This window comes from Kribbella sp. VKM Ac-2568, from assembly GCF_004345365.1.
Lineage (GTDB): Bacteria > Actinomycetota > Actinomycetes > Propionibacteriales > Kribbellaceae > Kribbella > Kribbella orskensis.
Window position 1 is genome coordinate 1 of record NZ_SLVF01000022.1, and the last position, 23,710, is coordinate 23,710.

The window sequence follows — 23,710 nt, forward strand, 5'->3', positions numbered from 1 at the left end:
ACGATGTGCCTGCTGGCGATCCCGATGTGTCTGCTGTTCTTCGCCGCCGAGGTGATCGCCAAGATCAACGACAAGCGCAAGGCCCGCAAGGCCGAGGAGGTCTGACCGTGTTCGACATCGGGATCCCTGAACTGCTGGTGATGGGCCTGGTCGCGGTGCTTGCCTTCGGCCCCGATCGGCTGCCCGAGTTCGCCCGTACTGCGGCGCGGCTGCTGAACCAGGTGCGCACCATGGTCGGCAACGCTCAACGGGACCTGCGCGAGGAACTCGGCCCGGAATTCGCCGACCTGGACGTCCGGCAGCTCGACCCGCGCAGCTTCGTCCGCAAACACCTCCTCGATGGGCTTGATGACGAGCCCGTCGAGGGCGAAGTACGGGCGAAGCCTCCAGCCGCGCCAGTGCCCTACGACCCCGAGGCCACGTAGACGCCCGCGGGGACTGACCACCGGCACGGCTTTCGGTCGGTTCACCGGATCACTCGGTCGGTGCGAGGGCCGGTGCGATCACCAAACGAAGGCGCGACGGATAGCCCGGATCCGCCAGGTACGGCGGGGCTGCGACCTCGACGACTGGGCACGAGCCACGCGTCGGACCTCGCGAGCGGTGCGACGCGCCTCGGCGTCACGGATCCGCTCGTCGACCTGCTGCCTGGCGATCTGGGTGGCGAATTTGTGGTCGGTGATCATCGAGAACATGAGTTCCTCCTTCGTGGTCGATGCCGGCATCACGACGCTCGTTCGGTCAGGAAGCAGGCGGCGCGCCGGTCCGGGTCTTGGTCTGCGCCGGGCTGCTCGCTGGATCAGTGATGAAGCTGCGGCTGTGCCGGATCACTGCAGAGGGCCATCAGTGCGGCCAGTTGGCTCTGCGTGGGCGGTGGGACCTCGCTGAGGTCGCCGGCGTAGTAGCCGTTGTGCGGGTGGATCCGACCGGTCCAGGTCCCCGACTCTTCTTCGATGATCAACGATGCCGCCATGTCGTCCACTTCCATCAGTTCCGGCGGCTGAGGATGGTCCTCAGCGGTCCTTGTGGTGTTCACGACGCTATGGGCGTGCACCTCCCGAGCGCGTCGTCGGAAGGCCGTGTTCGCGCCGGCACCAAGCGATGAGTGGCTGTCCTACCTTGGTAGGACGCAAGCAGCGATCGTGTTGCCGTACGTTGATCAGGTGAGCCGAGCGCGGCTGTTCTTCTCGAAGTACGGTCTCGACCTCCTGATTGTGATCGCGGCGGTCGAGAGCGCGATCAGTACGGCGTTGCGCGACGACCCGGGCCATCCGACGGGCCCGATGCTGTGGTTCGAAGTGCTCGCGGTCGCCGCCGTCGTTCTCACCCTGCTCGGGCGACGCCGCTTCCCCTTCGCCGCACCGGCGGTCACCTGGCTGTTCAGTGCGGCGCTTTCCTTCGTGGACGGCCTGCTCATCGTCGACAAGGCCGGGCTCTTCCTCGCCGGGATGGGGGCTGCCCTGCTGCTCGGCAACCTGCGCCGCGACACGGAGGCACGGGTCGGCCTGGCGATCGTGCTCGGCGGCGCGGCGATCGTCATCTACAACGAGCCGGATCACACGAGAGGCGACCTCATCTTCACGCCGGTGCTGTTCGCGATCGGCTGGCTCGTCGGCTTCGCGCTACGGGAGCGAACCGAGCAGACCGAGGCCGCCGAGGAGCGCGCGACTCGGGCCGAGAGAGAGCGGGAGGCTGCGGCTCGCGTCGCGGTGGCCGAGGAGCGCGGACGGATCGCGCGAGAGCTCCATGACGTCGTCGCACACGCCGTCAGCGTGATGGTCCTCCAGGTGGGGGCTGTGCGACACCGGATGCCCGAGGCAGATACGGAGGATCGGCAGACCCTCGAGCACGTCGAGCAGGCCGGACGCACGGCACTCGCGGAGATGCGCCGCCTTCTCAACGCGATGCGACATGACGGCGACGAGCTCGAGCTTCTGCCGCACCCGGGACTCGACAACCTCGAATCACTCGTGGACGACGTACGAGCCGCGGGGCTGCCCGTGCGGCTCCAGGTCCGCGGTGAGCCGATCGCGCTGCCGCCAGGCCTCGACCTCTCCGCCTACCGCATCCTGCAAGAGGGGCTCACCAACGCACTCAAGCACGCCCGTGCGAGCCAGGCTGAGGTCGATGTGCGCTACTCCGCGACGGAGCTTCGACTCGAAGTACGTGACGACGGTCCCGGCGGCCCTTCCACCGATGCTGGTCTCGGCCACGGACTGGTCGGCATCCGCGAGCGCGTCAGGATCTACGGTGGGGACATGACTGCGGGCGCCTCCCATGCCGGCGGCTTCGTGCTCCGCGCGCGGCTTCCATTGGACGGCAGTGCCAGATGACCATCCGTGTCCTCGTGGTGGACGACCAATCGATGGTGCGGGCGGGGTTCCGGCTGCTGCTCGCCGACGAACCCGACCTGGAGGTCGTGGCGGAAGGGAGCAACGGTCTCGAGGCAGTGGCCCAGGCAGCCCGCTTCCACCCGAACGTCATTCTGATGGACATCCGGATGCCGGAGCTCGACGGGCTCGAGGCGACCCGACGGATCCTGGCGGCCGATGCGTCCGCGCGGATCCTGATCCTCACCACCTTCGATCTCGACGACTACGTCTACCAGGCGCTGCGAGCCGGCGCGAGCGGCTTCGTCCTCAAGGACGATCCTCCCGAGCAGCTGATCGCCGCAGTGCGAACCGTTGCGGGCGGAGATGCCCTCCTTTCGCCGGCCATCACCAAACGGGTGATCCAGCACTTCACCCGCCTGCACCGAGAGGCTCCGCCGAGGGCGGTGGACACCTTGACCACCCGCGAGATGGACGTGTTCCGCCTGATCACTCGGGGTCTGTCCAACGCCGAGATCGGGCAGGAGCTCTTCATCAGCGACACGACGGTAAAGACGCACGTCACCCGCCTGCTGCAGAAGCTCGACCTGCGCGACCGCGCACAGGCGATCGTCCTCGCCTACCAGACCGGCCTCTTCGACGCGTCCGAGACGCGGCCCCAGGAGCGACCCGACAGCTCACGCTGACTCTGCTCTCTCGGGTCCACAGGCGCGTCGGTCCTACTTGAGTAGGACTCACAACTCATCGGCTGGTCGGACTCGAGCGCGACCTCGTGACGACGCGCTGCCGCCGCCGCGTTCCTAGCGTTGAAGCATGCAATCAACCACGCCAAGGAGCAACGCCATGAACCAGCAGGAACGGGTATGGACACGAGGGGACGCTCGGCCATGATCACCATCGACTCGCTGTCCAAGAAGTACGGCGCCGGCATCGTCGTCGACGACATCAGTTTCGTTGCGCCAGCGGGCCGGGTCACCGGCTTCCTGGGTCCGAACGGCGCCGGCAAGTCCACCTCGATGCGCATGATGGTCGGCCTCACCTCACCCACCTCGGGAAGTGCCACCATCTCCGGTCGCAGGTTCGCGGACCTTCCCAACCCAGGACGTGAGGTCGGCGTGATGCTTGACGCTTCCGCCCAGCATGCCGGCCGCACCGGCCGCGAGATCCTCACCATCGCCCAGCGGATGATGGGGCTACCCGGCCGTCGGGTCGCCGAGCTGCTCGAGCTGGTCAGCCTCACCGAAACCGAGGCGAACCGTCGGGTCGGAAACTACTCGCTCGGGATGCGCCAGCGACTCGGCATCGCCACCGCCCTGATCGGCGACCCGGCCGTGCTCATCCTCGACGAACCGGCCAACGGGCTCGACCCGGCCGGCATCCGCTGGATGAGGGACCTGCTCCGCGACTACGCGGACCAGGGAGGAACCGTCCTGCTGTCCTCGCACCTGCTGCACGAGATCGAGGTCATCGCCGATGACATCGTGATGATCGGCAAGGGCAGGATCGTCTGCCAGGGCTCCAAGACGCAGCTCCTGCAGTCGGCGGGCACCGTCGCCCGTGCCGCAGACCTGTACGCCCTCAAGCGGGCACTCGACACGTCCGGTCTCCACACCACCGTCGCGGATGACGGGGCTCTGCGCGCCGACGCGGACCCGACGCGAGTCGGACGAGTGGCGCAGGAGGCGGGCGTGGCTCTCATCGAACTGCGCACCGCCGACGGCGGACTGGAGGAGATGTTCCTCCAGCTCACCGCCGACACCCAACGAGAAAGGAAAGCCGCATGACCGCCACCGTCGTCGACCCCGTCCGTGAGCAGCGTGCCGACGTCTACCCGGTGCCCCTGTCGCGAGTCATCAACGTCGAGCTGCGCAAGATGTTCGACACCCGTTCCGGCTTCTGGCTGATGGCGAGCATCGTCATCACCGCCGTCCTGACCACGATCGGGACGATCGCATTCGCCCCCGACGCGGACCTCACCTACTACACCTTCGCCAAGGCGATCGGATTCCCGATGACGGTCGTGCTGCCCATCATCGCGATCTTGTCGATCACCGGCGAGTGGAGCCAGCGCAGCGGTCTGACGACGTTCACGCTGGTCCCGCACCGGAACCGGGTCATCGCGGCCAAGGCAGTCTCGTCGGTCGCCGTGGCCATCGCCTCGATGCTGTTCGCCTTCGTGATCGGAGCGATCGGCAACCTGGTGGGAACCGCGATCACCGGGACGGAGACGGTGTGGGACGTGTCGCTCGCCGAGGGCGTGAACATCGTGCTGGGCAGTCTGCTCTGCCTGCTGACCGGCACCATGCTGGGCATGTTGATCCGTAGCTCCGCGGGGGCACTGGTGGCGTACTTCGTCTACTCGCTCCTGCTGCCGACCGTCGCCGGCATCCTGGCCGCCAGCCAGGGGTGGTTCCGGGACCTGCAGCCATGGGTGGACCTCAACTACGCCCAGGCCGCCCTGTTCGAGGGCACCCTAACCGCTGAGCAGTGGGCCAACGTCGCGGTCACAGCGTCAGCGTGGCTCCTCCTGCCCGCCCTCCTCGGACTCCGGATGGTCATGAAGTCAGAAGTCAAGTGACCCCCGGGCTGTTCCTACAACGGCCCCGTCAGTGCCACCGCCTCAGAGGCCCTGTTGCTCGACCGAGCGACAGGGCCTCTGGCCTGCTGAGCCGTCGGCGGGCCGTTCGGTACCTGCCAGCCGGTACTGCGAGTTCCGGCTCTCGTGACGTGAGGAAGGCCGCTGGCGGGGGCGATTGCCGGTCGGTTCGCAGGCAGTCTGAAGAGATCCGAAGCCACGTCGTCCCTGGACGTGGGTGAAGCGTCAGGAGGCGGACGGTATGGAGCGCGCAGATTGGCTGGACGGTGCTTTCACCTCGACCGAGGCCCGGTTCCTGATGGTCACGGCGATCACGCACCACCAGATCAGCTCGCCGAACTGGGGTGAGCATGAGGTCCTGAAGCTGCACGCCGAGCTCGCGGAGATCGAGCTTGGCGCCCTGCGGCTGGTCGCCGCGTCCCCGATGAGCGCCGAGTGACGGCACACCCTGGCCGGCAGGTGGCCTGATGTCTGCCATCCTGCGTGAGGCTTGGCGTACCGCGGTACCGGACCTGGACGACCGGCACGGGCCACTGCCGCCTCTGATGCTGCTGCTGACGGTGGTCACCGGCCTGATCGACGCCTTCAGCTACTTGGTTCTCGGCCATGTCTTCGTCGCCAACATGACCGGCAACGTGGTGTTCGCCGGCTTCGCGATCGCGGGAGCCGGCGGATTCGCGCTCGCCCCGAATGTGGTGGCGCTGGTCGCGTTCGCCGCGGGCGCCTTCGTCGGTGCCCGGGTGATCCGCACCGTCTGGTCGCACCGCGCCCGCGTCCTCTTCCTGGCTCTTGCTCTGCAGGTCCTCCTGGTCGCCGGCGCGTTCCTGACCGCCGAAGTGTCCGGATCTCCGGTGGAGGCGGGAACCCGCTACGCGCTGCTCAGCCTGCTCGGGCTGGGTATGGGCGTACAGAACGCCGCAGCCCGAGCACTGGCGGTGCCCGACCTCACCACGACTGTGCTGACCCTCACCATCACCGGTACTGCGGCCGACAGCCGGCTGGCAGGCGGTGCCGGGTCGAGAGCCGGGCGGCGTCTGCTGTCGATCGCGGCCATGTTCCTGGGCGGCCTCATCGGCGCGCTGCTCGTCCTGAACGCCCGGGTGTCGCTGCCCCTCCTCCTCGCCGCAGTACTGCTCGCCGCTGCCTGCGGGATCGCCTGGCGGCTCACGCGATCCAGCGCCCCGTGGACCCGCCCTTTGTGAGATCCGCCCCGACGGCCGGGCGGGGTGGCCGAACTGGGTCAGGTCGTTGCCTGGCCCCACTCACGGGCCAAGAGGCCGTAGACGACGAGGTCACGTCGTTCGTCGGGAAAGGCGGCTGCTTCGCGCAGAATGCCCTCCTGAGTGAACCCCAACCGCTCAGCCACGCTCCGACTACGGGTGTTGTCGACAGTGGCCCGCAACCCGACGCGCAGCAGCCCGAGCGTCCCGAACGCGTGATCAAGCAAGGCCGTGACGGTCCGGGTGACCAGTCCACGTCCGACGAAGCCGGCGTCGAGCCAATAACCCACCTCGGCCGACCGGGCCCGGAGGTCGATCTCCAACTGGGCCCAACCGACCAGGCGCCAGCGGTCCTCCGACTTCACCGCGATGGACAGCGGCAGCAACTCTCCCTCCAGCCACGCCTGACCGGCCTCTTGCAGGTTCGCCCGAGTCACCTCCAGCACCGGCGGTTCCTGGAACGCGTCCGCGAACCATTGTGCGAGGTGTTCGTAGTTGGCCTCCACCAACGCGAAATGGGCCTCCGCGATGGCGGCTGTCCGAAGGATCAGGGCGGCATCGTCGCCCAACGACCAGGTGAACCGCGCGTCGACATCGGTAGACATATCCGCCCCCAGCCAGTTGCCGTGAACGAACGAACCCTAATGACAGTTCATCCCGAGGCCAACCCCGTCGCGAACTTCGTCCCTCGAAGCAGTGGATTTGTGGGGGAGGGCAGTTCGGTCAGACTCGCTGGAGGCCGGATCGCAGTGACCGACGGGGCTTCGGGAGGATGAGCACATGGACGAGGACGAGGACTTCCTGGCTGAGCAGGCGCATCTCATGGAAACCGATGCCGAACGCATCCGGCAGGAAGTCGAAGACGCCGCCTCCGACCCGGCGGCCCAGATGGAATGGATCCGTCAGTCCAACCTGATCTACGGCGGACTGGCGGCCGCCGGCCTGGTGGTGGTGCAGCCGTTCCTGACCGAGACCTCGCTCGACCCGTCGGCGATGGTGTGCGTCATCGCGTTCGCCGTCTCGATACCGTTGCTCGCCGCGCTCCTGGTGTTGAATCGGCAGGAGGAGTTTCGGCATCGGGCGAGCAAGTCACCGTTCGTCGGCGTGGCCAAGGTGGTCGCACAAGGCTCGGCGTTCGTCGGCATCACGGCGGCTTTCTGGCACATCTCCATGATTGCGGGGATCGTGTTCCTGGCCGTGGGATTCGTCGCGGTGGGAGTGCACTCCTCGGGATATGTACGACTGGAGTACGACTCGAAGTTCCGCTCGAGATTCCTTCCCCGCAAGGCACCCGAGGCGTAGCCGACGCGATTCGGCACCCCGGTGCCGTTGTGGGTGGCGGCTATCCGCGATCTGAACTTGGCTTGGTAGTGCTGCCCGGGCCCGCTTCGGGTTTCGTGTGCAGGACTTCGCGGGCCCGCTCCGCGGCGCGGAGCATGCTCTCGCTGATGAAGTCGCTGAAGCGGGCGATGTTCTCCAGGCGGGCGGCGGCGGGGCTGTCGCGGCCGAGGACGCTGACGCCCTGCCGTGCGATCTCGGCGACCTGGGCGGTGCCGCGGGCGCTGGCGATCGTCGACTGGTACCAGACGTCGTCGTCGACGAAGTAGCGCTCGCGTCGGCGTTCGTCGCGTTCCCGGCGGATGAGGCCCTGATCTTCGAGGAACGCGATGGCCTTGGAGACGGACGCCGGGCTGACCTGGAGGTGCTGGACGAGTTCGGCTGCGGTGACGCTGCCCGCGTCGGCGACAAAGAGGCAGGTCAGCACCCGAGCCGTCATCTTGGGCAGGCCCTGTTGCATCAGGAGAGTGGTGAACGCCTCCTCGTACTCACGCACGGCCTCGTCGTCGCGCCCGAGGCCCTGCGCCAGCGCGTCCTGCTCTCGGGGCGGAGTGCGCTTGCGCCGGTGAGCGCGGCGTTCGGTGGCGCGGTGGGCCAAGTCGGCGCGGTAGGCGGTGGGGCCACCGTTGCGCATCACCTCACGCGTGATCGTCGAGGTGGGGCGGTCGAGACGTCGGGCGATCTCCGCGTAGGCGAGGCCGTCGGCCAGCCCCAGCGCGATCTGCTGACGTTCCTGCTGGGTGAGTCTGCCTCCGGACACCGCGATCTCCCTTCGTGCATCTCTGGTGCCGCCAGCGTAGCGTTCGCTCACAGTCCAATGCAACGACAATGGCGTTGGGCATTGCGTTAGATCCACGCTTGTTGCAACGAAATATGACTTCTGACCTGCATCGATGCCTCTTCTACGCAAAGTTCTAGTTGCGAGATTCTCGAACGCAACGTAGCGTTTTTGATATCAGAAACCACTCGCACGAGGAGCATGATGCAGAAGTTCGAAACCCCCGCCGCCGTCTCCGCCGTCCTGGACATCGCCGCCGGGCGCATCCAGGTCATCGCCGCCGACCGGGCCGACACCACCGTCGAGGTCCGGCCCGCCAACGCCTCCAAGGGCCGCGACGTGAAGGCCGCCGAGCAGACCAAGGTCGCATTCGGCGACGGCGTCCTGCGGATCACGGCCCCGGCGGAGAAGAACCAGATTTTCGGGCAGTCCGGATCCATCGAGGTGACCGTCCAACTGCCAGCCGGTTCCAGCATCGAGGCGAAGGCGGCCGCCGCCGAGTTCCGGGGCGTCGGACGCCTCGGCGACGTCGCCTGCGAGGGCGCGCACGGCGCGGTCAAGATCGACGAGGCCGCCGGCGTCCGCGTGACCGCCTACGCCGGTGACGTCACGGTCGGCCGCCTGACCGGCTCCGCAGAGATCAGCACCCAGAAGGGTGACATCCACATCGCCGAGGCCACCTCCGGCACGGTCGTGCTGCGCACCCAGTTGGGCGACGTGACAGTCGGCGCCGCCCACGGAGTTTCCGTCTCCCTGGACGCCGGCACCGGCAGCGGCCGGATCCACAACACGCTGAACAACACCGAAGGCGCCGCGGCCGGCCTGACCATCCAGGCGACCACCGACCTCGGCAACATCACCGCCCGCAGCCTGTAAAGAATCAGATGACAGCCGATCGGGTCCAGGGGCCCCTCGAACCACGTGCGGGGCTCCTGGACAAAGTCGTCCAAGACCTGCGCACAGCGCCAGCTTCACACCCTGAGGGCGAAACTCCGGTGCAGGCCTGACTCGGCAGCAGCGCTAACCTCCGGTTATGAGTGACGAAGGCATGCATGAGTTGCATGTAACTGGGTTCGACGTCGAGGCGGGAGTCCGCCACACCGGGCGTGGCGGCGACGGTGATCCCGTTGTGCCGCTGGTGGCGCTGGAGATCGAGGGGCGACCAAGCCCGGATGCCCGCGACGAGTCGCTGTGGCTCCGCCTCACGGTCGACGTAGCCCGCGCGCTCGCCGCGGAACTCATCCAGGAGGCGGACCGCGCTGAACTGCTGGCGCGCAGGCAAGGCGGCGCCCCGTAGTCGGGAGACTCCCTGACGAACCGCGGGTCTTTAGGAGAGTCTGGTCAGGGTGATTAGACCCAGCTAATCTCTGGTTGTGATGCCCCAAACAGTCCAGTCGAGTCCCTGCTGCGAGATCTCCCATACCGCAGCGGTGGAGGACTGCCTGCGGACGATCTTCAAGCTCGCCGGTCGGAAGCTGCCGGTGACGACGTCCGCGCTCGCCGAGCAGCTTCGGGTTGCGCCGCCGACGGTCTCGGCGATGTTGAAGCGGCTCGAGGCCGGCCAACTGATCACCAGGTCGGCGGGTCACGAGATCAGGCTGACGAAGCACGGCGAGCGGCACGCCCGGGGAGTGACCCGTCGGCATCGGCTGGTCGAGACCTTCCTGGTCCAAGTGCTGGGCCTGAGCTGGGACGAGGTCCACGAGGAGGCCGACGTACTGGAACATGCGATCAGTGAACGGTTGGAGGACCGGATCGACGGCGTGCTCGGTCACCCGACCCACGATCCCCACGGTGACCCGATCCCGCCGCGTAACGGCCGCCATGTGGAGTCCTGGGCCGCGCCGCTGGGCGGAGTCCCGGCCGGCAGCCGGTTCCGGGTGGAACGAGTCGCCGATGACGACAGCGAGGCGCTGCGCTACCTGGCCGAGCGCGGGATCACTCCGGGAGCCGTCCTCGAGGTGATGAACCGCGAGCCGTTCGGTGGGCCGGTCTGGGTGAAGGTCGGCGCCAAGCGGCACGCCCTCGCGCCGATGCTCGCCGACGTGGTCCACGGTCAGGTCGCCTGATGTCCTGGGCGTCCCGCAGGGGCTTCCTGCTCGGTGGTGCCGGGGTCGCCCTCGGCGCGATCCCCGGCGGACAGGCGCAAGCTGACCCGTTGCCACCTGTGGGTCATGGCGCCCATGCTGCGCACGGTGGCGGAGTGAACGGGCCGACCTTCCGCGGCACGGTCGACCACGCGGCGAACGGGTTCGACCCGACCGAGATCCTCCGGAGCTTCGACTACGGCAAGACCTCGAAGCTGCCCGACGGCCGAACCCTGCGGGAGTGGGAGATCGTCGCGGTCGACCGCGAGATCGAGGTCGCTCCCGGCGTACGGTTCCCCAGTTGGACGTTCAACGGCAGAGTGCCCGGACCAACCCTGCGTTGCAAGGCGGGAGACCGGCTGCGGGTGCGGTTCGTCAACGGATCCGCCCATCCGCACACGATGCACTTCCATGGCATCCACCCGGCGGAGATGGACGGCGTACCGGGCGTGGGCCGCGGCGTGATCGAGCCGGGCGGCGAGTTCGTCTACGAGTTCGACGCGGAGCCGTTCGGGATCCACCTGTACCACTGCCACGTGGGTCCGCTGGCCGAGCACATCGCGCGCGGCCTCTACGGCACCTTCATCATCGACCCACCGCAGGGCCGACCGAAGGCGGACGAGCTGGTGATGGTGATGAACGGCTACAACACCACTTTCGATGCTCAGGGCAACCAGCTCTACGCGGTCAACGGGATCCCGTTCCACTACATGCACGAGCCGGTCCAGGTGAAGCGCGGTCAGCTGGTCCGGATCTACCTGGCCAACATCCTGGAGTACGACCCGATCAACAGCTTCCACCTGCACGGGAACTTCTTCGACTACTTCCCGACCGGCACCCGGCTCGAGCCGTCGGAGTACACCGACACCGTCGTCCAGGCTCAGGGCCAGCGCGGGATCTGCGAGTTGCGGTTCCCCTACCCGGGCAAGTACATGTTCCACGCGCACAAGAGCGAGTTCGCCGATCTCGGCTGGATGGGCTTCTTCGAGGTGACCGAATGACCTCTCCGGGCCTTCGCGGACGTGCGCCGGTCGCGGCCATCGCGATCGCCGCCGTGGTCGTGGTGGCGATCGCCCTGACCGCGCTCGCCGTCCTCGGCAGCCGCAGTCTGCCCGAGCGGACCGGCCCGCCGGTGGAGGAACTGGCGGTGGAGCGGGTCATCCTGTCGCCCGGCATCATCGAACTCACGCTCCGCAACACGGGCCCTGATCCGGTGCAGGTCGCGCAGATCGCCGTGAACGACGCGTACGCCGGCTTCACCGGTGCCACGAAGCCGCTGGGCCGGCTCGACCAGGAGATCCTGCGCGTAGACTATCCCTGGTCCGAAGGCCAGCCCTACACGCTGTCGATGCTGACCTCGACCGGCGCCGTCATCGAGCACGAGATCCCGGCCGCCGTCGAATCACCCACGACGGGCACCCGACTGCTGGCGCTGATGGCGCTACTCGGCACCTACGTGGGCATCATCCCGGTCGCTCTCGGGATGGTCTTCCTGCCCGTACTGCGAAGAGCCCGGCGGCGCGTGATCCGCGGGCTGATGGCTCTCACAGTCGGGTTACTCGCCTTCCTCGCCATCGACGCGACCATCGAAGGGCTTGACCTCGCGGCCGCTTCCGGCGGCGCTTTCGGCGGACCGCTCCTGGTCATCCTGGGCGCCGGGTTGGCCTTCCTGGCACTGACGGCGGTCGACCGATTCCTCGAGAGCCGAGGATCGGGGCGGACAGGTGCTGAGCCGGACGGCGGTCGGCTGGCCTTGATGATTGCCATCGGCATCGGATTGCACAACCTCGGTGAGGGACTGGCCATCGGTTCGGCCTACGCCGTCGGCGAGTTGGCGCTCGGCGCCGCGCTGGTGGTCGGCTTCGCGCTGCACAACACCACGGAAGGGCTGGCCATCGTGGCACCGCTGGCGCACCAACGACCGTCGCTGATCCGGCTCCTCGGCCTCGGACTGCTGGCCGGGGGACCAGCGGTCCTCGGCGCGGCGCTCGGCGCTTCCGTCAACGACGCCGCGCTCGCATCGGCACTGTTCGGCGTCGGAGTCGGCGCCATCATCCAGGTGATCATCCAGCTTGCGCCCAGCCTTCGCTCCCGCACCGGGAACCTGCTCGATCCGACGGTCGCCGGCGGGGTTTCGGCAGGCATGCTGGTCATGTACGCAACCGGTCTGCTCGTCGCCGTTTGAGCTTCTGACTGAAGAAGACCCGGGCAGCCGGGCGAATGTTCTGGCCTCGCTGAAGGCTGCGGATGGTGGCCAGGGACACTAGCTCCTCGGATCACCCGCCGGTCGCCCGACGCCCGTGGGCTCGCCAGGCTCGGACCCCTCAGGTTGACGGTGGATGGTCGATGCCTCGCGGGTACGAGGATCTTGGTCTGTGGCGGTCGCTTCACACGGGTCGCGGGAGCCTTCGGGCTCGACGGTGCGAACTGCGCGGCCGCGCGCCCTCGTCATCGGCGGCTGCTGAGCTTGGTTGCTATGCCATGCGTCGCGCAACCGAACGGTGGTGCCGCTGTGGAGTATCGCGTTGGTGTACACGCGTCCGGCGAGTGCGACGAGGCCGGCGATGGCGGCCAGGGTGAGGGCGACAGCGAGCAGCGGCTCCCACCAGTCGACCGAGCCGAGCGCGATGCGGCCGGGCATGGCGAACGGCGCGGTCGCCGGGAAGAGCGAGATCAGCCGGGACCACACACCGTCGGGGTCCCCGCTGACCGCGAGGAATGCGGCCCAGTAGCACGCGATCAGCACGTAGCCGACTGGCCCGGCGACGCTCTGCGCATCCTCGGTCCGTGACGCGAGCGAGCCGAGCGCGCCGTACGCCATCGCGTAGAGGGCATAGCCGAGTACGAACCACACGACCGCCCAGGCGAGCACGCCGGCGCCGACGGCCGGGATGTCGACGGAGTCGATCACGAGCGTGGCGACCACTGCCGCCACTGCGGTCAAGGCGAACTGGGCGAACCCGAGCAGTCCGATGCCGGCGACCTTGCCGGCCAGCAGGACCCGAGCGGGTATGCGTGCCAGCAGCACCTCGACGACCCGGCTGGACTTCTCCTCCACGACGCCGGTCAGGACGAGGTTCCCGTAGATGACGATTGCCATCAGCAACAGGGCGGTCATCACAATTGCTGCCAGTTCGTCGTCGGGGCTGCGCCCGGCGGCCGAGCCGAGCTCGACGTCCTCGACGGGAACGGGTGCCATCAGCGCGCGGAGGTCGTCGGGATCCATGCCGGCGGCCGTGGCTCGTTTCTGAACGGCGACAAGCTGAATGGCGCCGGTGACGATGGTCCGCAGTTGCTCGTCGACTCTGCCCGGCCACTCCAGCCGCTGCGCGTCGACCAGGAGCACGTCGACGTCGTCCGCGCGGACGGCCTCCTCCCCGGCGGCCACATCGCCGTACCGATGCACGCGGACCGTGGTGCCGATGGCATCGCCGTGGGCGAGGATGGCCGACGACAACGCGGTGGGAGCGGCGCCGGTCAGGCCGACATCCTTGGTTCCGCCGCCGGTGTCCAGCTTCGCCGGCACCACGATCGTGGCGATGACGACGACGAGCATCACTACCAGCCCGGCCCGAAAGCTGCGTGACCGGCTGCGCTCGCGGACCTCTCGCAGGGCGACCAGCCAGACCTGCCGCAGACCGGTCATGCCGCCACCGCCTGGCGGAACAGCTCCGACAGCGTCGGGGGCTGGTAGGCGAAGGAGACGACATCAGCGCCGGACCGGACGGCGGCCACGACCGCGGCCAGGTCGGCCTCTCGGTCGACCCGTAGCCGCGCCTGACCGTCTTTGGCTTGGACGATCTGGACCGCCGCCAACCTCGACCAGTCCGGGGCGGGCCCGCGGTAGCGGATGTCCACGAACCGTTGCGGAACGGCCGCCCGCAGGTCCGTCAGATCGCCGGCGAGCACGACGCGTCCGTGGTCGATGATGACCACGTCCTCACACAACTCCTCGACCAGATCGAGCTGGTGACTGGAAAACAGCACAGTCGCGCCCGCTGCGGCGAGTTCGGCCAGGAGGTCCGCCATGGCGGCCATGGCGATCGGGTCCAAACCGGCGAACGGCTCGTCGAGCACGAGCAGCTCCGGCTCTTTGACCAGCGCGGCGATCAGCTGGACCCGCTGCTGGTTGCCGTGCGACAGCGTGTCCACGCGGTCCGCCGCCCGGTCCGCGAGCCCGAGCCGCTCGAGCCACCGGTCGGCGATCTGCCCCACGTCGGTGTTCGTCCGCCCGCACAGTTGGCCGAGATACAGCAACTGCTCGCGGACCCGCATGCGTGGATACAAGCCCCGCTCCTCGGGCATGTAGCCGAACCGTGCCCGTTCCGCCCCCGTGATCGGCGCGCCCCGCCAGGACACCGCACCGGCGTCCAACCGGACGAGCCCGAACACCGCGCGCATCGCCGTGGTCTTGCCTGCCCCGTTGGGCCCGAGAAATCCCGTGATCCGGCCCGGACGGACCCCGAACGCACATCCGTCGAGCGCGGCCACAGGACCGAACCGTTTCACCGCCGAGTCGAAAGCGAGCACGATCCACCTCCACTTCCAGCGTCTCCGCCACACCGTGAACCGGCAGGGCACAACGGCCCCAACCAGACAGGACTGATGGCTCCTTCGAACGCCTGGCAGCACCCCAGATGGCGCGACGCGCAGGAAACGGCAGCGTGGCGGCGCGCTACCTGAGTGGGAGTCGGGACGTAGGGCCGCGTTCTTAGTGGACATTTGGCCCTGCTGGTCCCTGCACTGCCGCGATGTGCTGAGAGTTGGGGCGGGCTGTCCCCAATGGAACCAGGACATCGGAGGGTGTGGTTTCAATGACGACTGCCATAGCGGTTTCCGGACTGGTGAAGGACTTCGGTCCCAGGACCCGCGCTCTCGACGGCCTGGAGCTGCAGGTCGAGACGGGGGAGGTGCACGGCTTCCTCGGGCCGAACGGTGCTGGGAAGACGACCACGATCCGCGTTCTGCTCGGGCTGTTGCGCGCCGACGACGGGCACGTCGCCCTGCTCGGTGGTGACCCATGGCACGGCGCGGCGGGGCTGCATCGGCGTCTTGCCTACGTCCCCGGTGAGGTGAACCTGTGGCCTAACCTGACCGGCGGCGAGGTGATCGACGTGCTGGGCGACTTGCGGGGCGGGCTGGACCCGCATCGCCGCGAGGAGCTGCTCGAGCGCCTCCAGCTCGACCCGACCAAGAAGATCCGGGCCTACTCCAAGGGCAACCGGCAGAAGGTCGCCCTGGTGGCGGCGTTCTCCTCCGACGTGGAGCTCTACCTGTTGGACGAGCCCACCTCTGGGCTGGACCCGCTGATGGAGGCGGTGTTCCAGGACCTGGTTCAGGAGCTGCGTGCCGACGGACGGAGCGTTCTGCTTTCCAGCCACATCCTGGCCGAGGTGGAAGCGCTGTGCGACCGCGTCACGATCATCCGGGCGGGTCGTGCGGCCGAGAGCGGCACGTTCGACGACCTGCGTCACCTCACCCGTACGTCGGTGGTGGTCGACACCGCCAAGCCGTTGGGGTCTGTGGGGCAGTGGCCCGGCGTGCACGACGCCCGAGTGCACGACCGCCATGCAGAGCTCAGCGTCGACCCGGGCGAGCTGAACCACCTGCTCGGGCGCCTGGTCGATCTCGACGTGCGGTCGATCATCACGTCGCCGCCCACGCTCGAGGAGCTGTTCATGCGGCACTACGGCGAGGACATCGCCGTGTCTGCCCGTGATGCTGCCGAGGCGGTGATGGCGCGATGAGCGGCTTCACCGGCACGTTCCGGCTGGTTCGCCTCGCGCTGCGGCGTGACCGGATCACCCTGCCTGCTTGGATCCTGGGGATGGCTGGGTTCCTGGCCGCAACCACCGCCATGTTCGAGGACAGCTACGAGAGGCACCCCCAACTCCTGGAGCCGGACACCCGGATCGTGGTCGAGAATCCTGGCATGCGGGTGCTTGGCCTGGTGACAGGCTCGAGTGTCGGGGGTTACACGTTGCACCGGGATGCTCTCACCTTGGCCGTGCTCGCGGCCATGATGAGCGTGCTTGCAGTTGTCCGGCATACCCGTCAGTCCGAGGAGCTCGGTCGTGAGGAGTTGCTGGGCGCCGGCGTGGTGGGCCGCTACGCCTCCCTGACCGCGGCCGTCCTCGTCGCGCTTGCTGCGAACGTGGTGCTGGTGGTTCTGCTCGGGCTCGGCATGGTGGTCGCGGGACAGCCCGCGGCCGGGTCTCTGGTAGCCGGCGCGTCGATTGCCCTGGTGGGCGTCGCCTTCACCGGCGTCGCTGCCGTGACGTCACAGCTGGCGTCGACTGCGCGCGGAGCGATCGGTCTTGCCGGCGCAGGCCTCGGCGTCTCCTTCATGCTTGCGGCTCTGGGCAACATGCTCGGGACGGTGGACTCCGCCGCGCTCCGGGTCACGAGCGCCTGGCCGGCCTGGCTCTCCCCAATCGGCTGGGGCCAGCAGCTGCGGCCGTTCGCGGACAACACCTGGTGGCCGTTGGGGCTCGCCGTTGTGGTCCTCGCTTCCCTTTGCTCGTTGGCCGTCGTCCTTGTCGGCAAGCGCGACGTAGGTCGGGGGATGTGGCCCGAGCGCAGGGGTGCCGCTCACGCGAGCCCGGCCCTGCTGAGCTCGGCCGGCCTTGTCTGGCGGCTGCAGCGTGGAGCGCTGCTGGGCTGGGTGATCGGCCTGCTCGGGTTCGGCCTGGTCTTCGGGGCGCTGAGCGATCAGATCGGCGGACTCGAGGGAGAGGCGACCGAGTGGTACACCACCTTCGGCGGTGACGTCGACCTGCTCGGCGCCTATTGGGCCTCGATGATGCAGATGGCCGGAATGGCCGTAGCGATCTACGTGGTCACGCTCCTGCTTCGCTTGCACCATGACGAGGCGCAGGGCGAACTGGAGGCGGTGCTCGGCACCGCCGTCTCGCGAGTTCGCTGGCTGGGAGCGTACGCCGTCAACGCTCTGGTCGGGTCCGTGTTGCTGCTCCTGGTCTTCGCTGTGGCGATGGCCCTCACCGGTGGTCAGGTGCTCGGCGGCACCGGATCGCTGCTGCGTGACCTGATCGGGGCGGCACTGATCCAGCTCCCCGCCATCGGCGTCCTGGGAGCCGCGGTCGTCACGGTGATCATGCTGCTACCGCGATGGTCGGTCGGTCTGTCCTGGGCACTCGTGGTTGGTTCGGTCTTTGCCGGGCCGATGTTCGGCCCCTCACTGGGGTTACCGACCTGGCTGGTGGACCTGTCGCCCTTCACGCACGTGCCCAACGCACCGGCCGTCGACCCCACCATCGGACCGATCTTTGGTCTGTGCCTGGCCTGTGGCCTGCTAACAGCCGCGGCAGTCCTGTTGCTGCGCCGCAGGAACCTCACCCTCCCGGCCTGACCGGCGTGCTGCGCATGTCCCGCCCGGGGCGGCCGGCGACGGCCTCGTTGGAGTCCGCGACGCGGGCTGCGGCGTACCGTTGCCGCATGGTGTCGAGGCGGAGCTGGGCCGAGCAGATCATGGGTCTGCCGGTCAGCGTTCTGGCCCGCGGCGAGCAGGCGGAGTCCGCACGGGCGGACGCGGCGGTGCGAGAGCTCTTCGCGGAGTTGGTCGAGGCCGATCGGTTGTTCTCGCCGTACCAGAGCGACAGCGCGGTCAGTCGGCTGGCGCGCGCAGAGCTGGGCTGGGACGCCGTTGACTCCGTCGTACGGGAGGTAGCCGAGCGGTGCGCCCGGGCACGTGAGCTGACCGGCGGACTGTTCGATGCCGAGCTGCCGGACGGCGGATGGGATCCGTCGGGCCTGGTGAAAGGCTGGGCGGTCGAGCGTGCCGGGGAGCGACTGCGACAGGTCCCTGACCTGGACTGGTGCCTGAACGCCGGGGGCGACGTCCTCGTGCTGTGCGCGAGCAACCTTCCGTTCACCGTCGGGATCCAGGATCCACGCGATCCCGGGCGGGTGGTCACCAGCGTGACCCGGACCGATGGAGCCGTGGCGACGAGCGGTACGGCGGCCAGAGGTGCGCACCTGTACGACCCGCGGACCGGTGGCCCGGTGGTGACCCGGTGGCTGTCGGTGTCGGTGAGTGGCCCGTCGCTGGAGTGCGCCGATGTCCTCGCGACCGCCGCGTTCGTCGCGGGAGAGGAGTGGCCGGCGGTGCTCGCGGCGCGGCCCGGGTACGAAGGGCTGGGGATCCTTGCTGACGGCAATCTGTTCGCGACGGCCGGCTGGCCCGCGAGCGCATCGGCGGTAGCTGGGTGACTGCGTCCAGACGGGTCCTGCTGATCGAGGACGATGGCGACCTGGCCGGCTTGCTCGACCGGGTGCTCGCCGACGAGGGGTACGTCGTGACGCGGGCGGGCGACGGTCACACCGGACTGCACCTCGCGCTGACCCGGCCGTTCGATGCCATGATCGTCGACCGAGGTCTGCCCGCCGTCGAGGGCCTGGACCTGATCGCGCGACTGCGCGGCCGCGGTGTCAGTACGCCGATCCTGGTGCTGTCAGCGCGGAACAGCACCGAGGATCGGGTCGACGGGCTGGACGCGGGTGCAGAGGACTACCTGGCGAAGCCGTTCGAGCTCACGGAGTTGCTGGCGCGGCTGAGGGCTCTCCTGCGGCGCCACCTCGATCACGCCGGCCAGCTGGCTGTTCCGGGTGGTTCACTGGATCTCGCCGGCCGCACAGTACGACAGACGGGTGGCGGCAGAGTGGAGCTGTCCGAGCGTGAGGCGGCCTTGCTGGCTCTGCTGGCGGCGAGGCCAGGTGTCGTGTTCAGTCGAGGTGAGCTCCTTGACCGGGTGTTCGACGACGCGGAGTCGGAGACCGTGGTGGACACGTATGTGCATTACTGCCGGCGCAAACTCGGGCGTGGAGTGATCAGTACTGTCCGCGGACTCGGTTACCGGCTGGGCAGTGCATGAGCGGACGGCCGATCGGTGACGAGGTCCTCGTCCGCAGAGCCGCTCGTAGCGTTGCCGCCCAGGTTGCGGCTCTGGTCGCGGTTGCGATGCTGCTGCTGATCGCTCTGGTCACGATCGTCGTAGTCCGCGGCCAAGCAGGTGCGGCGGACGATCTGCTCCGGTCAGCGATCGCGACGGCCGATGACGTCGGCGATCCTCCGGCTGGTGCCTGGCTGGCCATGACAGGCCCAGCCGGTACGACGGTCACGCCAGGGCTGCCGGACGAACTCCTTCCCGAGCTGGCCGCGACGCGCACCGGTGCCACCGGACAGGTCCGGCTGACCACGGTGGAGAACGACGACGGTGAGTTCCGCATCGCCACCGGGATCACCAACGGCAAGCCTGTGCAGGCGGTGCTCGATCTGGCCACGGCTCACCAGGAGCGCGCCCGGCTGCTCCAAGCCATGGGGTTCGCGTCCGCACTCGGCTTGTTCTTCGCCGGGTTGCTGGGCGTCCTGATAGGCCGTCGCGCGGTCCGGCCGCTGGCCCAGGCGCTCAGCCTGCAACGGACGTTCGTCGCCGATGCGGGCCACGAGCTGCGCACGCCACTGACGTTGCTGAGCACGCGAGCCCAGGTCCTCGACCGCGCCTTGCGCCGCAGCAGCCCGAGCGACGAGATCCTGCGCGACTCCAACGGCGTCGTCCAGGACACGAAGCGGCTCGGCGAGGTCGTCGACGACCTGCTCGCCGCCGCCGACCCGCGGGGCGCCGCGGACCACGGACCGGTCGATCTCGCCCAGATCGCGGAGGACGTCGCGGACAGCGCGGGAGCCCATGCCCAGCAGGCCGGCGTGCGGCTGCGGTGGCATGCGGACGAGGGCAGCCTGGTGGTCCTCGGCGCGGCGAGCGCGATCCGCCGCGCGACGATCGCGCTGGTCGACAACGCGATCGACCACACGCCGGCAGACGGCGAGGTGCGGATCGCCGTACGGCGGCATCGGCGGGAGGTGATCCTGGCAGTCAGCGACACCGGTCCCGGGATCGGGCCGGAGGAGGCACAGCGGGTGCTGCGCCGCTTCGACACGGGCGGGCATCGCGCGGGCCGCGCGCACTACGGCCTGGGCCTTGCGCTCACCCACGATGTCGCGAACCGGCATGGTGGTCAGCTCCGGCTGGCTCCGAGCGAGGTCGGCGCGACCTTCGAGCTGGTCCTGCCGTCGATCGAGGGCCCCGGTCCAAGGAAGGCCTAAGAATCCGCGGTCATCGTCGTAGCATGACGAACCGCGGTGTGGCGAAGGCGACGAGCCGGCGTCGCATCGCGCATGTCCGGCGACGGTCTCGTCGTACGCCGGTCTGGTGGCGCGACGCCATCGGCGTCCTGTGCTGGGGCAGTGTGCTGCTGGTGATCGCTCTGTGGCTGTCCGGGCGGGGTGTACAGCTGCTCGGGGCCGGGCCGGCGGATCTGCTGACGTCGCTCGGTCGGTTGTCCGGTCTGGTGGCCGCGGACCTGTTGCTGGTGCAGGTGTTCCTGATGGCCCGGGTGCCGATGATCGAGCGGAGCTACGGTCAGGACGAGTTGGCCCGCAGACACCGGCTGGTCGGCTTCTGGTCGTTCAACCTGCTGATGGTCCACGTCGGGCTGATCCTCGGGGGATACACGCTCCGGGACCACAACGATCTCCTGCGGGAGACGTGGAGTGTCGTCACGACGTACGGCGGAATGCTCCTCGCGGTCGCGGGAAGCCTCGCGTTGACGGTCGTGGTCCTCACCTCGGTCCGTGCGGCCCGCCGGGCCCTGCGGTACGAGTCATGGCACCTGCTGCACCTGTACGCGTACGTCGGGGTGGGGCTGTCCGTGCCGCATGAGATCTGGACCGGCGCGGACTTCGCCACCTCGCCGGTGGCGCGGGTGTACTGGTGGTCCGCGTACGCCGTGGCACTCGTCGCGGTCCTGGTCTACCGCGCGGCCTTGCCGCTCTGGCGGACCCTTCGGCACGGGCTCACGGTCCGAGAGGTCATCCGCGAAGGTCCCGGCGTGGTGACGGTCATGCTGGCCGGTCGCGGGCTGCACCGGATGCCGGTCCAGGCAGGTCAGTACTTCGTCTTCCGGTTCCTCGACGGTCCGGGATGGTCGCGCGGGAACCCGTACTCGTTGTCGGCCTCGCCCGCGCCCGACCTCCTGCGGGTGACCGCCAAGGCGGCCGGTGACGGAAGCAGCCGGCTGGCGGAGTTGAGACCAGGCACCAAGGTCGCGATCGAAGGCCCGTACGGCCGGCTGACCGGCGAGCGGCGAGTCACCGGCAAGGTCGCGATGTTCGCCTGCGGCATCGGCATCACACCGTTGCGGGCGCTGCTGGAGGAACTCGCGTATCGACCGGGCGACGCGATCCTCGTCTATCGAGCCCAAGACGCCGACGACGTGGTGTTCCACAGGGAACTCGAGCAACTGGCCCGCTGCCGCGGCATCACCGTGCACTACCTGCTCGGCAGGCGGATCCGGACCCGGCAGTCGTGGCTGCCGGAGACCGCCGCGGCCTGGACCGACGAGGACGCGATGCGGGCGCTCGTCCCGGACATCAGCCAGTACGACGTGTACGTCTGCGGACCCGATCGGTGGATGGACGCGGTGTGCGTGGCGGCTGCAGGAAGCGGTCTTCCGCCGAACCAGCTGCATCAGGAGCGGTTCTCATGGTGAGAGGAGCACGTGCGTGAGGCGCGGAATCAAACTGGTCATGGTGACCGCTACCGTGGCGGTCGTCGGCCTCGCGGTGCGGGCGAGCGCCCAGCCGCACCCGGCAACCGACGTCGTGTCGTCGGTGCAGGCCGGGCGACCCCTGAAGGTGCCCGCTCGCCCGACGTCGCCATCTCCGGATCGGTCCGGCGCCCCGACACCACTGCCGAGCCGACCGAGCCCTACCGTCCATGCAGCAGCGCGCCCGAACCCCTCGAAGTCCGGGTCCGTGACCGTCGCCGGTGATGTGGTCCGGACTGAGTACGGGCCGGTGCAGGTCGAGATCAGCCTGCGGAGTGGGCGGATCGCCCGTGCCCGTGCGCTGGCCCGGCCGAGCGGGGACGGGCAGACCGACGCGATCAACAGCTATGCAGTCCCACAACTGGACCAGGAGACTCTTGCCGCCCAGAGCGCGCGGTTAGACACCGTGTCCGGAGCCACCTTCACGTCCGATGGATACCGGCAGTCGCTGCAATCGGCGCTCGATGCGGCCCATCGGGCCGGCGCGCGATGAGGAGCCACACAGCGCGGCTTCGACGCAATGCCGCGGTGGTCGGAGCTACTGGAGTGTTGCTCGGCTTGCTCTTCCTCTACCCGACCAGTACCAATCGCACCGACTCGCCGACGGCGACTGCGGCCAGGCCGGGGATCGTGAGCACGGCACCGGCGAGCGGCGAGGTGACGGTGAACGGAAGCTCTGCCGGCACCCGGTACGGCCCGGTGCAGGTCCAGGTCGCGATCCGATCGCACCGCCTGGTCGCTGTGACCGCGCTCGCCTATCCGTCGTCGGGAGGACGCGACCAGGAGATCAGCTCGTTCGCGCTCCCGCGGTTGGAGCGGGAGGCGATCGTCGCGCAGAGCGCGCAGATCGACACCGTGTCGGGCGCGACGTTCACCTCGGACGGGTACCGGCGCTCGCTGCAGTCCGCCCTGGACGCGGCGCACCTGCAGGGCTGAAGCCCCCTCCAAGAACTACGTGGAGGGTTCGGCCAAGGTGAGTTGGCGGCGATGGAAGTGGAAGTGCTGGGTGGGGAAGCGGTAAACGTCAGCCAACGTCATGTAGTCCTTGAAGAACGGATCCCACCGGGTCGGGTAGTGCATGCCACGCGCGAGATCAGCTTCGGACTCGGCATCCAGCCGCTGATGCAGTTTGGCGATGACACGGTCGAACATCGTCGTCATGCGGTCCGGACTCAGGGTGTTCCCGCCGAGGTAAGAGCCCAGGAAGTTGACTGCATCGAACGGCCTGGTCGCGGCATTCAGCAACCGCGCAAAGCCGCGACTGAACCCCTGAGGCAGCCGACCGAAGACACGAACCAGTCTCAGCAAGGCCCGGATGATCAAGTACCCCAGCAGCATGTGGAAGAGCAGTTGACGATTGTTCCAGCGGGTGCCGTTCGATGGCCTCCGCAGGTCCGCCTCGTTCGCCTGCTCCACCAGTTGGCGAAAGGTCAGCCTGGCCTGCTCCAACTCATCATGGGTCAGACTTCTGTCCACACTTCATAGTGGACGCCGCCCGAGCCGGTTGCGTCGTCCTCAGCGTGCCCGCAGGTCGGCAATCAAGTTTTGCCAGACGGTCCCCGGCTCGACCTGGGACCGGTTGCCGCCGTGCCCGCCCCCACACGTCTGCTGGCGCCGCCGACCGATCACGCGTTCCTGCCGTTCTGTGACCCATGCCACATGCAGTTCCTGTCAGCAATCGGCGGGCCGTTCCGCTCAACTCACCGAGAGCAAGCGAACCGGTCGGTGACGAGATCGCG

At 68.6% G+C, this 23,710-nt stretch carries 28 protein-coding genes; 21 read left to right on the forward strand and 7 right to left on the reverse strand.

What is annotated here, in order from left to right:
* The first annotated feature begins 107 nt into the window (after positions 1 to 107).
* A complete protein-coding gene (locus EV648_RS40320; RefSeq protein WP_132301408.1) occupies positions 108 to 425 on the forward strand; it encodes a sec-independent translocase in 318 nt (105 codons plus the stop codon).
* Between the two features lie 78 nt (positions 426 to 503).
* Here the strand turns inward: EV648_RS40320 and EV648_RS40325 are convergent, their stop codons facing one another.
* Both EV648_RS40325 and EV648_RS40330 read right to left on the reverse strand, forming a co-directional pair.
* Complete coding sequence (locus tag EV648_RS40325) at positions 504 to 695, reverse strand: hypothetical protein (protein ID WP_132301410.1); 192 nt, start codon at positions 693 to 695, stop codon at positions 504 to 506.
* 104 nt (positions 696 to 799) lie between these two features.
* A complete protein-coding gene (locus EV648_RS40330; RefSeq protein WP_132301412.1) occupies positions 800 to 1,036 on the reverse strand; it encodes a hypothetical protein in 237 nt (78 codons plus the stop codon).
* Positions 1,037 to 1,163: 127 nt separating this feature from the next.
* Between EV648_RS40330 and EV648_RS40335 the strand changes: the two genes are divergently transcribed.
* The 6 genes from EV648_RS40335 (at position 1,164) to EV648_RS40360 (ending at position 6,128) form a co-directional block, all read left to right on the forward strand.
* Complete coding sequence (locus EV648_RS40335) at positions 1,164 to 2,333, forward strand: sensor histidine kinase (protein ID WP_241996090.1); 1,170 nt, start codon at positions 1,164 to 1,166, stop codon at positions 2,331 to 2,333.
* A complete protein-coding gene (locus EV648_RS40340) occupies positions 2,330 to 3,016 on the forward strand; it encodes a response regulator transcription factor (protein WP_132301414.1) in 687 nt (228 codons plus the stop codon). The genes EV648_RS40335 and EV648_RS40340 overlap by 4 nt, the downstream gene beginning before the upstream one ends.
* Positions 3,017 to 3,193: 177 nt before the next feature.
* A complete protein-coding gene (locus EV648_RS40345) occupies positions 3,194 to 4,114 on the forward strand; it encodes an ABC transporter ATP-binding protein (RefSeq protein WP_370452779.1) in 921 nt (306 codons plus the stop codon).
* Positions 4,111 to 4,908: an ABC transporter permease subunit gene (locus EV648_RS40350; RefSeq protein ID WP_132301416.1), complete on the forward strand. Its 798-nt coding sequence runs from the start codon at positions 4,111 to 4,113 to the stop codon at positions 4,906 to 4,908. Before EV648_RS40345 ends, EV648_RS40350 begins: the two co-directional genes overlap by 4 nt.
* Positions 4,909 to 5,167: 259 nt before the next feature.
* Positions 5,168 to 5,365, forward strand: a complete 198-nt coding sequence (locus tag EV648_RS40355) for a hypothetical protein (RefSeq protein WP_132301418.1) — start codon at positions 5,168 to 5,170, stop codon at positions 5,363 to 5,365.
* Between the two features lie 28 nt (positions 5,366 to 5,393).
* The gene (locus tag EV648_RS40360) at positions 5,394 to 6,128 is read left to right on the forward strand and encodes a DUF1275 family protein (RefSeq protein WP_132301420.1); all 735 of its coding nucleotides are present in this window, start codon (positions 5,394 to 5,396) and stop codon (positions 6,126 to 6,128) included.
* 38 nt (positions 6,129 to 6,166) lie between these two features.
* On the opposite strand, the gene EV648_RS40365 is transcribed toward EV648_RS40360, so the two are convergent.
* Positions 6,167 to 6,751, reverse strand: coding sequence for a GNAT family N-acetyltransferase (locus EV648_RS40365; RefSeq protein ID WP_132301422.1), 585 nt, complete (start codon positions 6,749 to 6,751; stop codon positions 6,167 to 6,169).
* 175 nt (positions 6,752 to 6,926) lie between these two features.
* Here EV648_RS40365 and EV648_RS40370 point away from each other — a divergent pair, with 175 nt between their 5' ends.
* Positions 6,927 to 7,448, forward strand: coding sequence for a hypothetical protein (locus EV648_RS40370; RefSeq protein ID WP_132301424.1), 522 nt, complete (start codon positions 6,927 to 6,929; stop codon positions 7,446 to 7,448).
* Between the two features lie 40 nt (positions 7,449 to 7,488).
* On the opposite strand, the gene EV648_RS40375 is transcribed toward EV648_RS40370, so the two are convergent.
* Entirely contained in the window at positions 7,489 to 8,244 is a 756-nt protein-coding gene (locus EV648_RS40375; RefSeq protein ID WP_132301426.1) for a helix-turn-helix domain-containing protein, read from the reverse strand.
* A gap of 222 nt (positions 8,245 to 8,466) precedes the next feature.
* On the opposite strand from EV648_RS40375, the gene EV648_RS40380 reads away from it, so the two are divergent.
* The 5 genes from EV648_RS40380 to EV648_RS40400 all read left to right on the forward strand — a co-directional run bounded on the left by EV648_RS40380 (position 8,467) and on the right by EV648_RS40400 (position 12,534).
* Positions 8,467 to 9,138: a DUF4097 family beta strand repeat-containing protein gene (locus tag EV648_RS40380; protein ID WP_132301428.1), complete on the forward strand. Its 672-nt coding sequence runs from the start codon at positions 8,467 to 8,469 to the stop codon at positions 9,136 to 9,138.
* Positions 9,139 to 9,295: 157 nt separating this feature from the next.
* Complete coding sequence (locus tag EV648_RS40385; protein WP_132301430.1) at positions 9,296 to 9,559, forward strand: hypothetical protein; 264 nt, start codon at positions 9,296 to 9,298, stop codon at positions 9,557 to 9,559.
* Between the two features lie 79 nt (positions 9,560 to 9,638).
* Positions 9,639 to 10,331, forward strand: coding sequence for a metal-dependent transcriptional regulator (locus EV648_RS40390; RefSeq protein WP_132301432.1), 693 nt, complete (start codon positions 9,639 to 9,641; stop codon positions 10,329 to 10,331).
* Positions 10,331 to 11,350, forward strand: a complete 1,020-nt coding sequence (locus EV648_RS40395; protein WP_132301434.1) for a multicopper oxidase domain-containing protein — start codon at positions 10,331 to 10,333, stop codon at positions 11,348 to 11,350. The genes EV648_RS40390 and EV648_RS40395 overlap by 1 nt, the downstream gene beginning before the upstream one ends.
* The gene (locus tag EV648_RS40400) at positions 11,347 to 12,534 is read left to right on the forward strand and encodes a ZIP family metal transporter (protein WP_132301436.1); all 1,188 of its coding nucleotides are present in this window, start codon (positions 11,347 to 11,349) and stop codon (positions 12,532 to 12,534) included. The genes EV648_RS40395 and EV648_RS40400 overlap by 4 nt, the downstream gene beginning before the upstream one ends.
* Before the next feature lie 78 nt (positions 12,535 to 12,612).
* Here EV648_RS40400 and EV648_RS40405 read toward each other — a convergent pair whose 3' ends face one another.
* Together EV648_RS40405 and EV648_RS40410 are read right to left on the reverse strand one after the other, a co-directional pair.
* Complete coding sequence (locus EV648_RS40405) at positions 12,613 to 13,995, reverse strand: ABC transporter permease (RefSeq protein WP_132301437.1); 1,383 nt, start codon at positions 13,993 to 13,995, stop codon at positions 12,613 to 12,615.
* A complete protein-coding gene (locus EV648_RS40410; protein WP_199235117.1) occupies positions 13,992 to 14,879 on the reverse strand; it encodes an ABC transporter ATP-binding protein in 888 nt (295 codons plus the stop codon). Before EV648_RS40410 ends, EV648_RS40405 begins: the two co-directional genes overlap by 4 nt.
* 284 nt (positions 14,880 to 15,163) lie before the next feature.
* Between EV648_RS40410 and EV648_RS40415 the strand changes: the two genes are divergently transcribed.
* From EV648_RS40415 to EV648_RS40450, 8 genes are all read left to right on the forward strand, one after another.
* Complete coding sequence (locus tag EV648_RS40415) at positions 15,164 to 16,096, forward strand: ABC transporter ATP-binding protein (RefSeq protein ID WP_132301439.1); 933 nt, start codon at positions 15,164 to 15,166, stop codon at positions 16,094 to 16,096.
* Positions 16,093 to 17,718 (forward strand): ABC transporter permease, encoded by a 1,626-nt coding sequence (locus EV648_RS40420; protein WP_132301440.1) that lies wholly within the window; start codon positions 16,093 to 16,095, stop codon positions 17,716 to 17,718. Before EV648_RS40415 ends, EV648_RS40420 begins: the two co-directional genes overlap by 4 nt.
* A gap of 86 nt (positions 17,719 to 17,804) precedes the next feature.
* Positions 17,805 to 18,578 carry an FAD:protein FMN transferase gene (locus tag EV648_RS40425; RefSeq protein WP_132301441.1) on the forward strand — a complete coding sequence of 258 codons (774 nt, stop codon included), beginning with the start codon at positions 17,805 to 17,807 and terminating at the stop codon, positions 18,576 to 18,578.
* A complete protein-coding gene (locus EV648_RS40430) occupies positions 18,575 to 19,240 on the forward strand; it encodes a response regulator transcription factor (RefSeq protein ID WP_132301442.1) in 666 nt (221 codons plus the stop codon). The genes EV648_RS40425 and EV648_RS40430 overlap by 4 nt, the downstream gene beginning before the upstream one ends.
* On the forward strand, positions 19,237 to 20,469 hold the full coding sequence (locus EV648_RS40435; RefSeq protein ID WP_132301443.1) for a HAMP domain-containing sensor histidine kinase: 1,233 nt from the start codon (positions 19,237 to 19,239) through the stop codon (positions 20,467 to 20,469). Before EV648_RS40430 ends, EV648_RS40435 begins: the two co-directional genes overlap by 4 nt.
* Positions 20,470 to 20,492: 23 nt before the next feature.
* The gene (locus tag EV648_RS40440; RefSeq protein WP_132301444.1) at positions 20,493 to 21,914 is read left to right on the forward strand and encodes a ferric reductase-like transmembrane domain-containing protein; all 1,422 of its coding nucleotides are present in this window, start codon (positions 20,493 to 20,495) and stop codon (positions 21,912 to 21,914) included.
* 13 nt (positions 21,915 to 21,927) lie between these two features.
* Complete coding sequence (locus EV648_RS40445) at positions 21,928 to 22,464, forward strand: FMN-binding protein (RefSeq protein ID WP_241996093.1); 537 nt, start codon at positions 21,928 to 21,930, stop codon at positions 22,462 to 22,464.
* Positions 22,465 to 22,517: 53 nt separating this feature from the next.
* Positions 22,518 to 22,907, forward strand: a complete 390-nt coding sequence (locus EV648_RS40450; protein WP_241996095.1) for an FMN-binding protein — start codon at positions 22,518 to 22,520, stop codon at positions 22,905 to 22,907.
* Positions 22,908 to 22,922: 15 nt separating this feature from the next.
* Here EV648_RS40450 and EV648_RS40455 read toward each other — a convergent pair whose 3' ends face one another.
* Positions 22,923 to 23,447, reverse strand: coding sequence for a DinB family protein (locus tag EV648_RS40455; RefSeq protein WP_132301446.1), 525 nt, complete (start codon positions 23,445 to 23,447; stop codon positions 22,923 to 22,925).
* Positions 23,448 to 23,710: the final 263 nt, after the last annotated feature.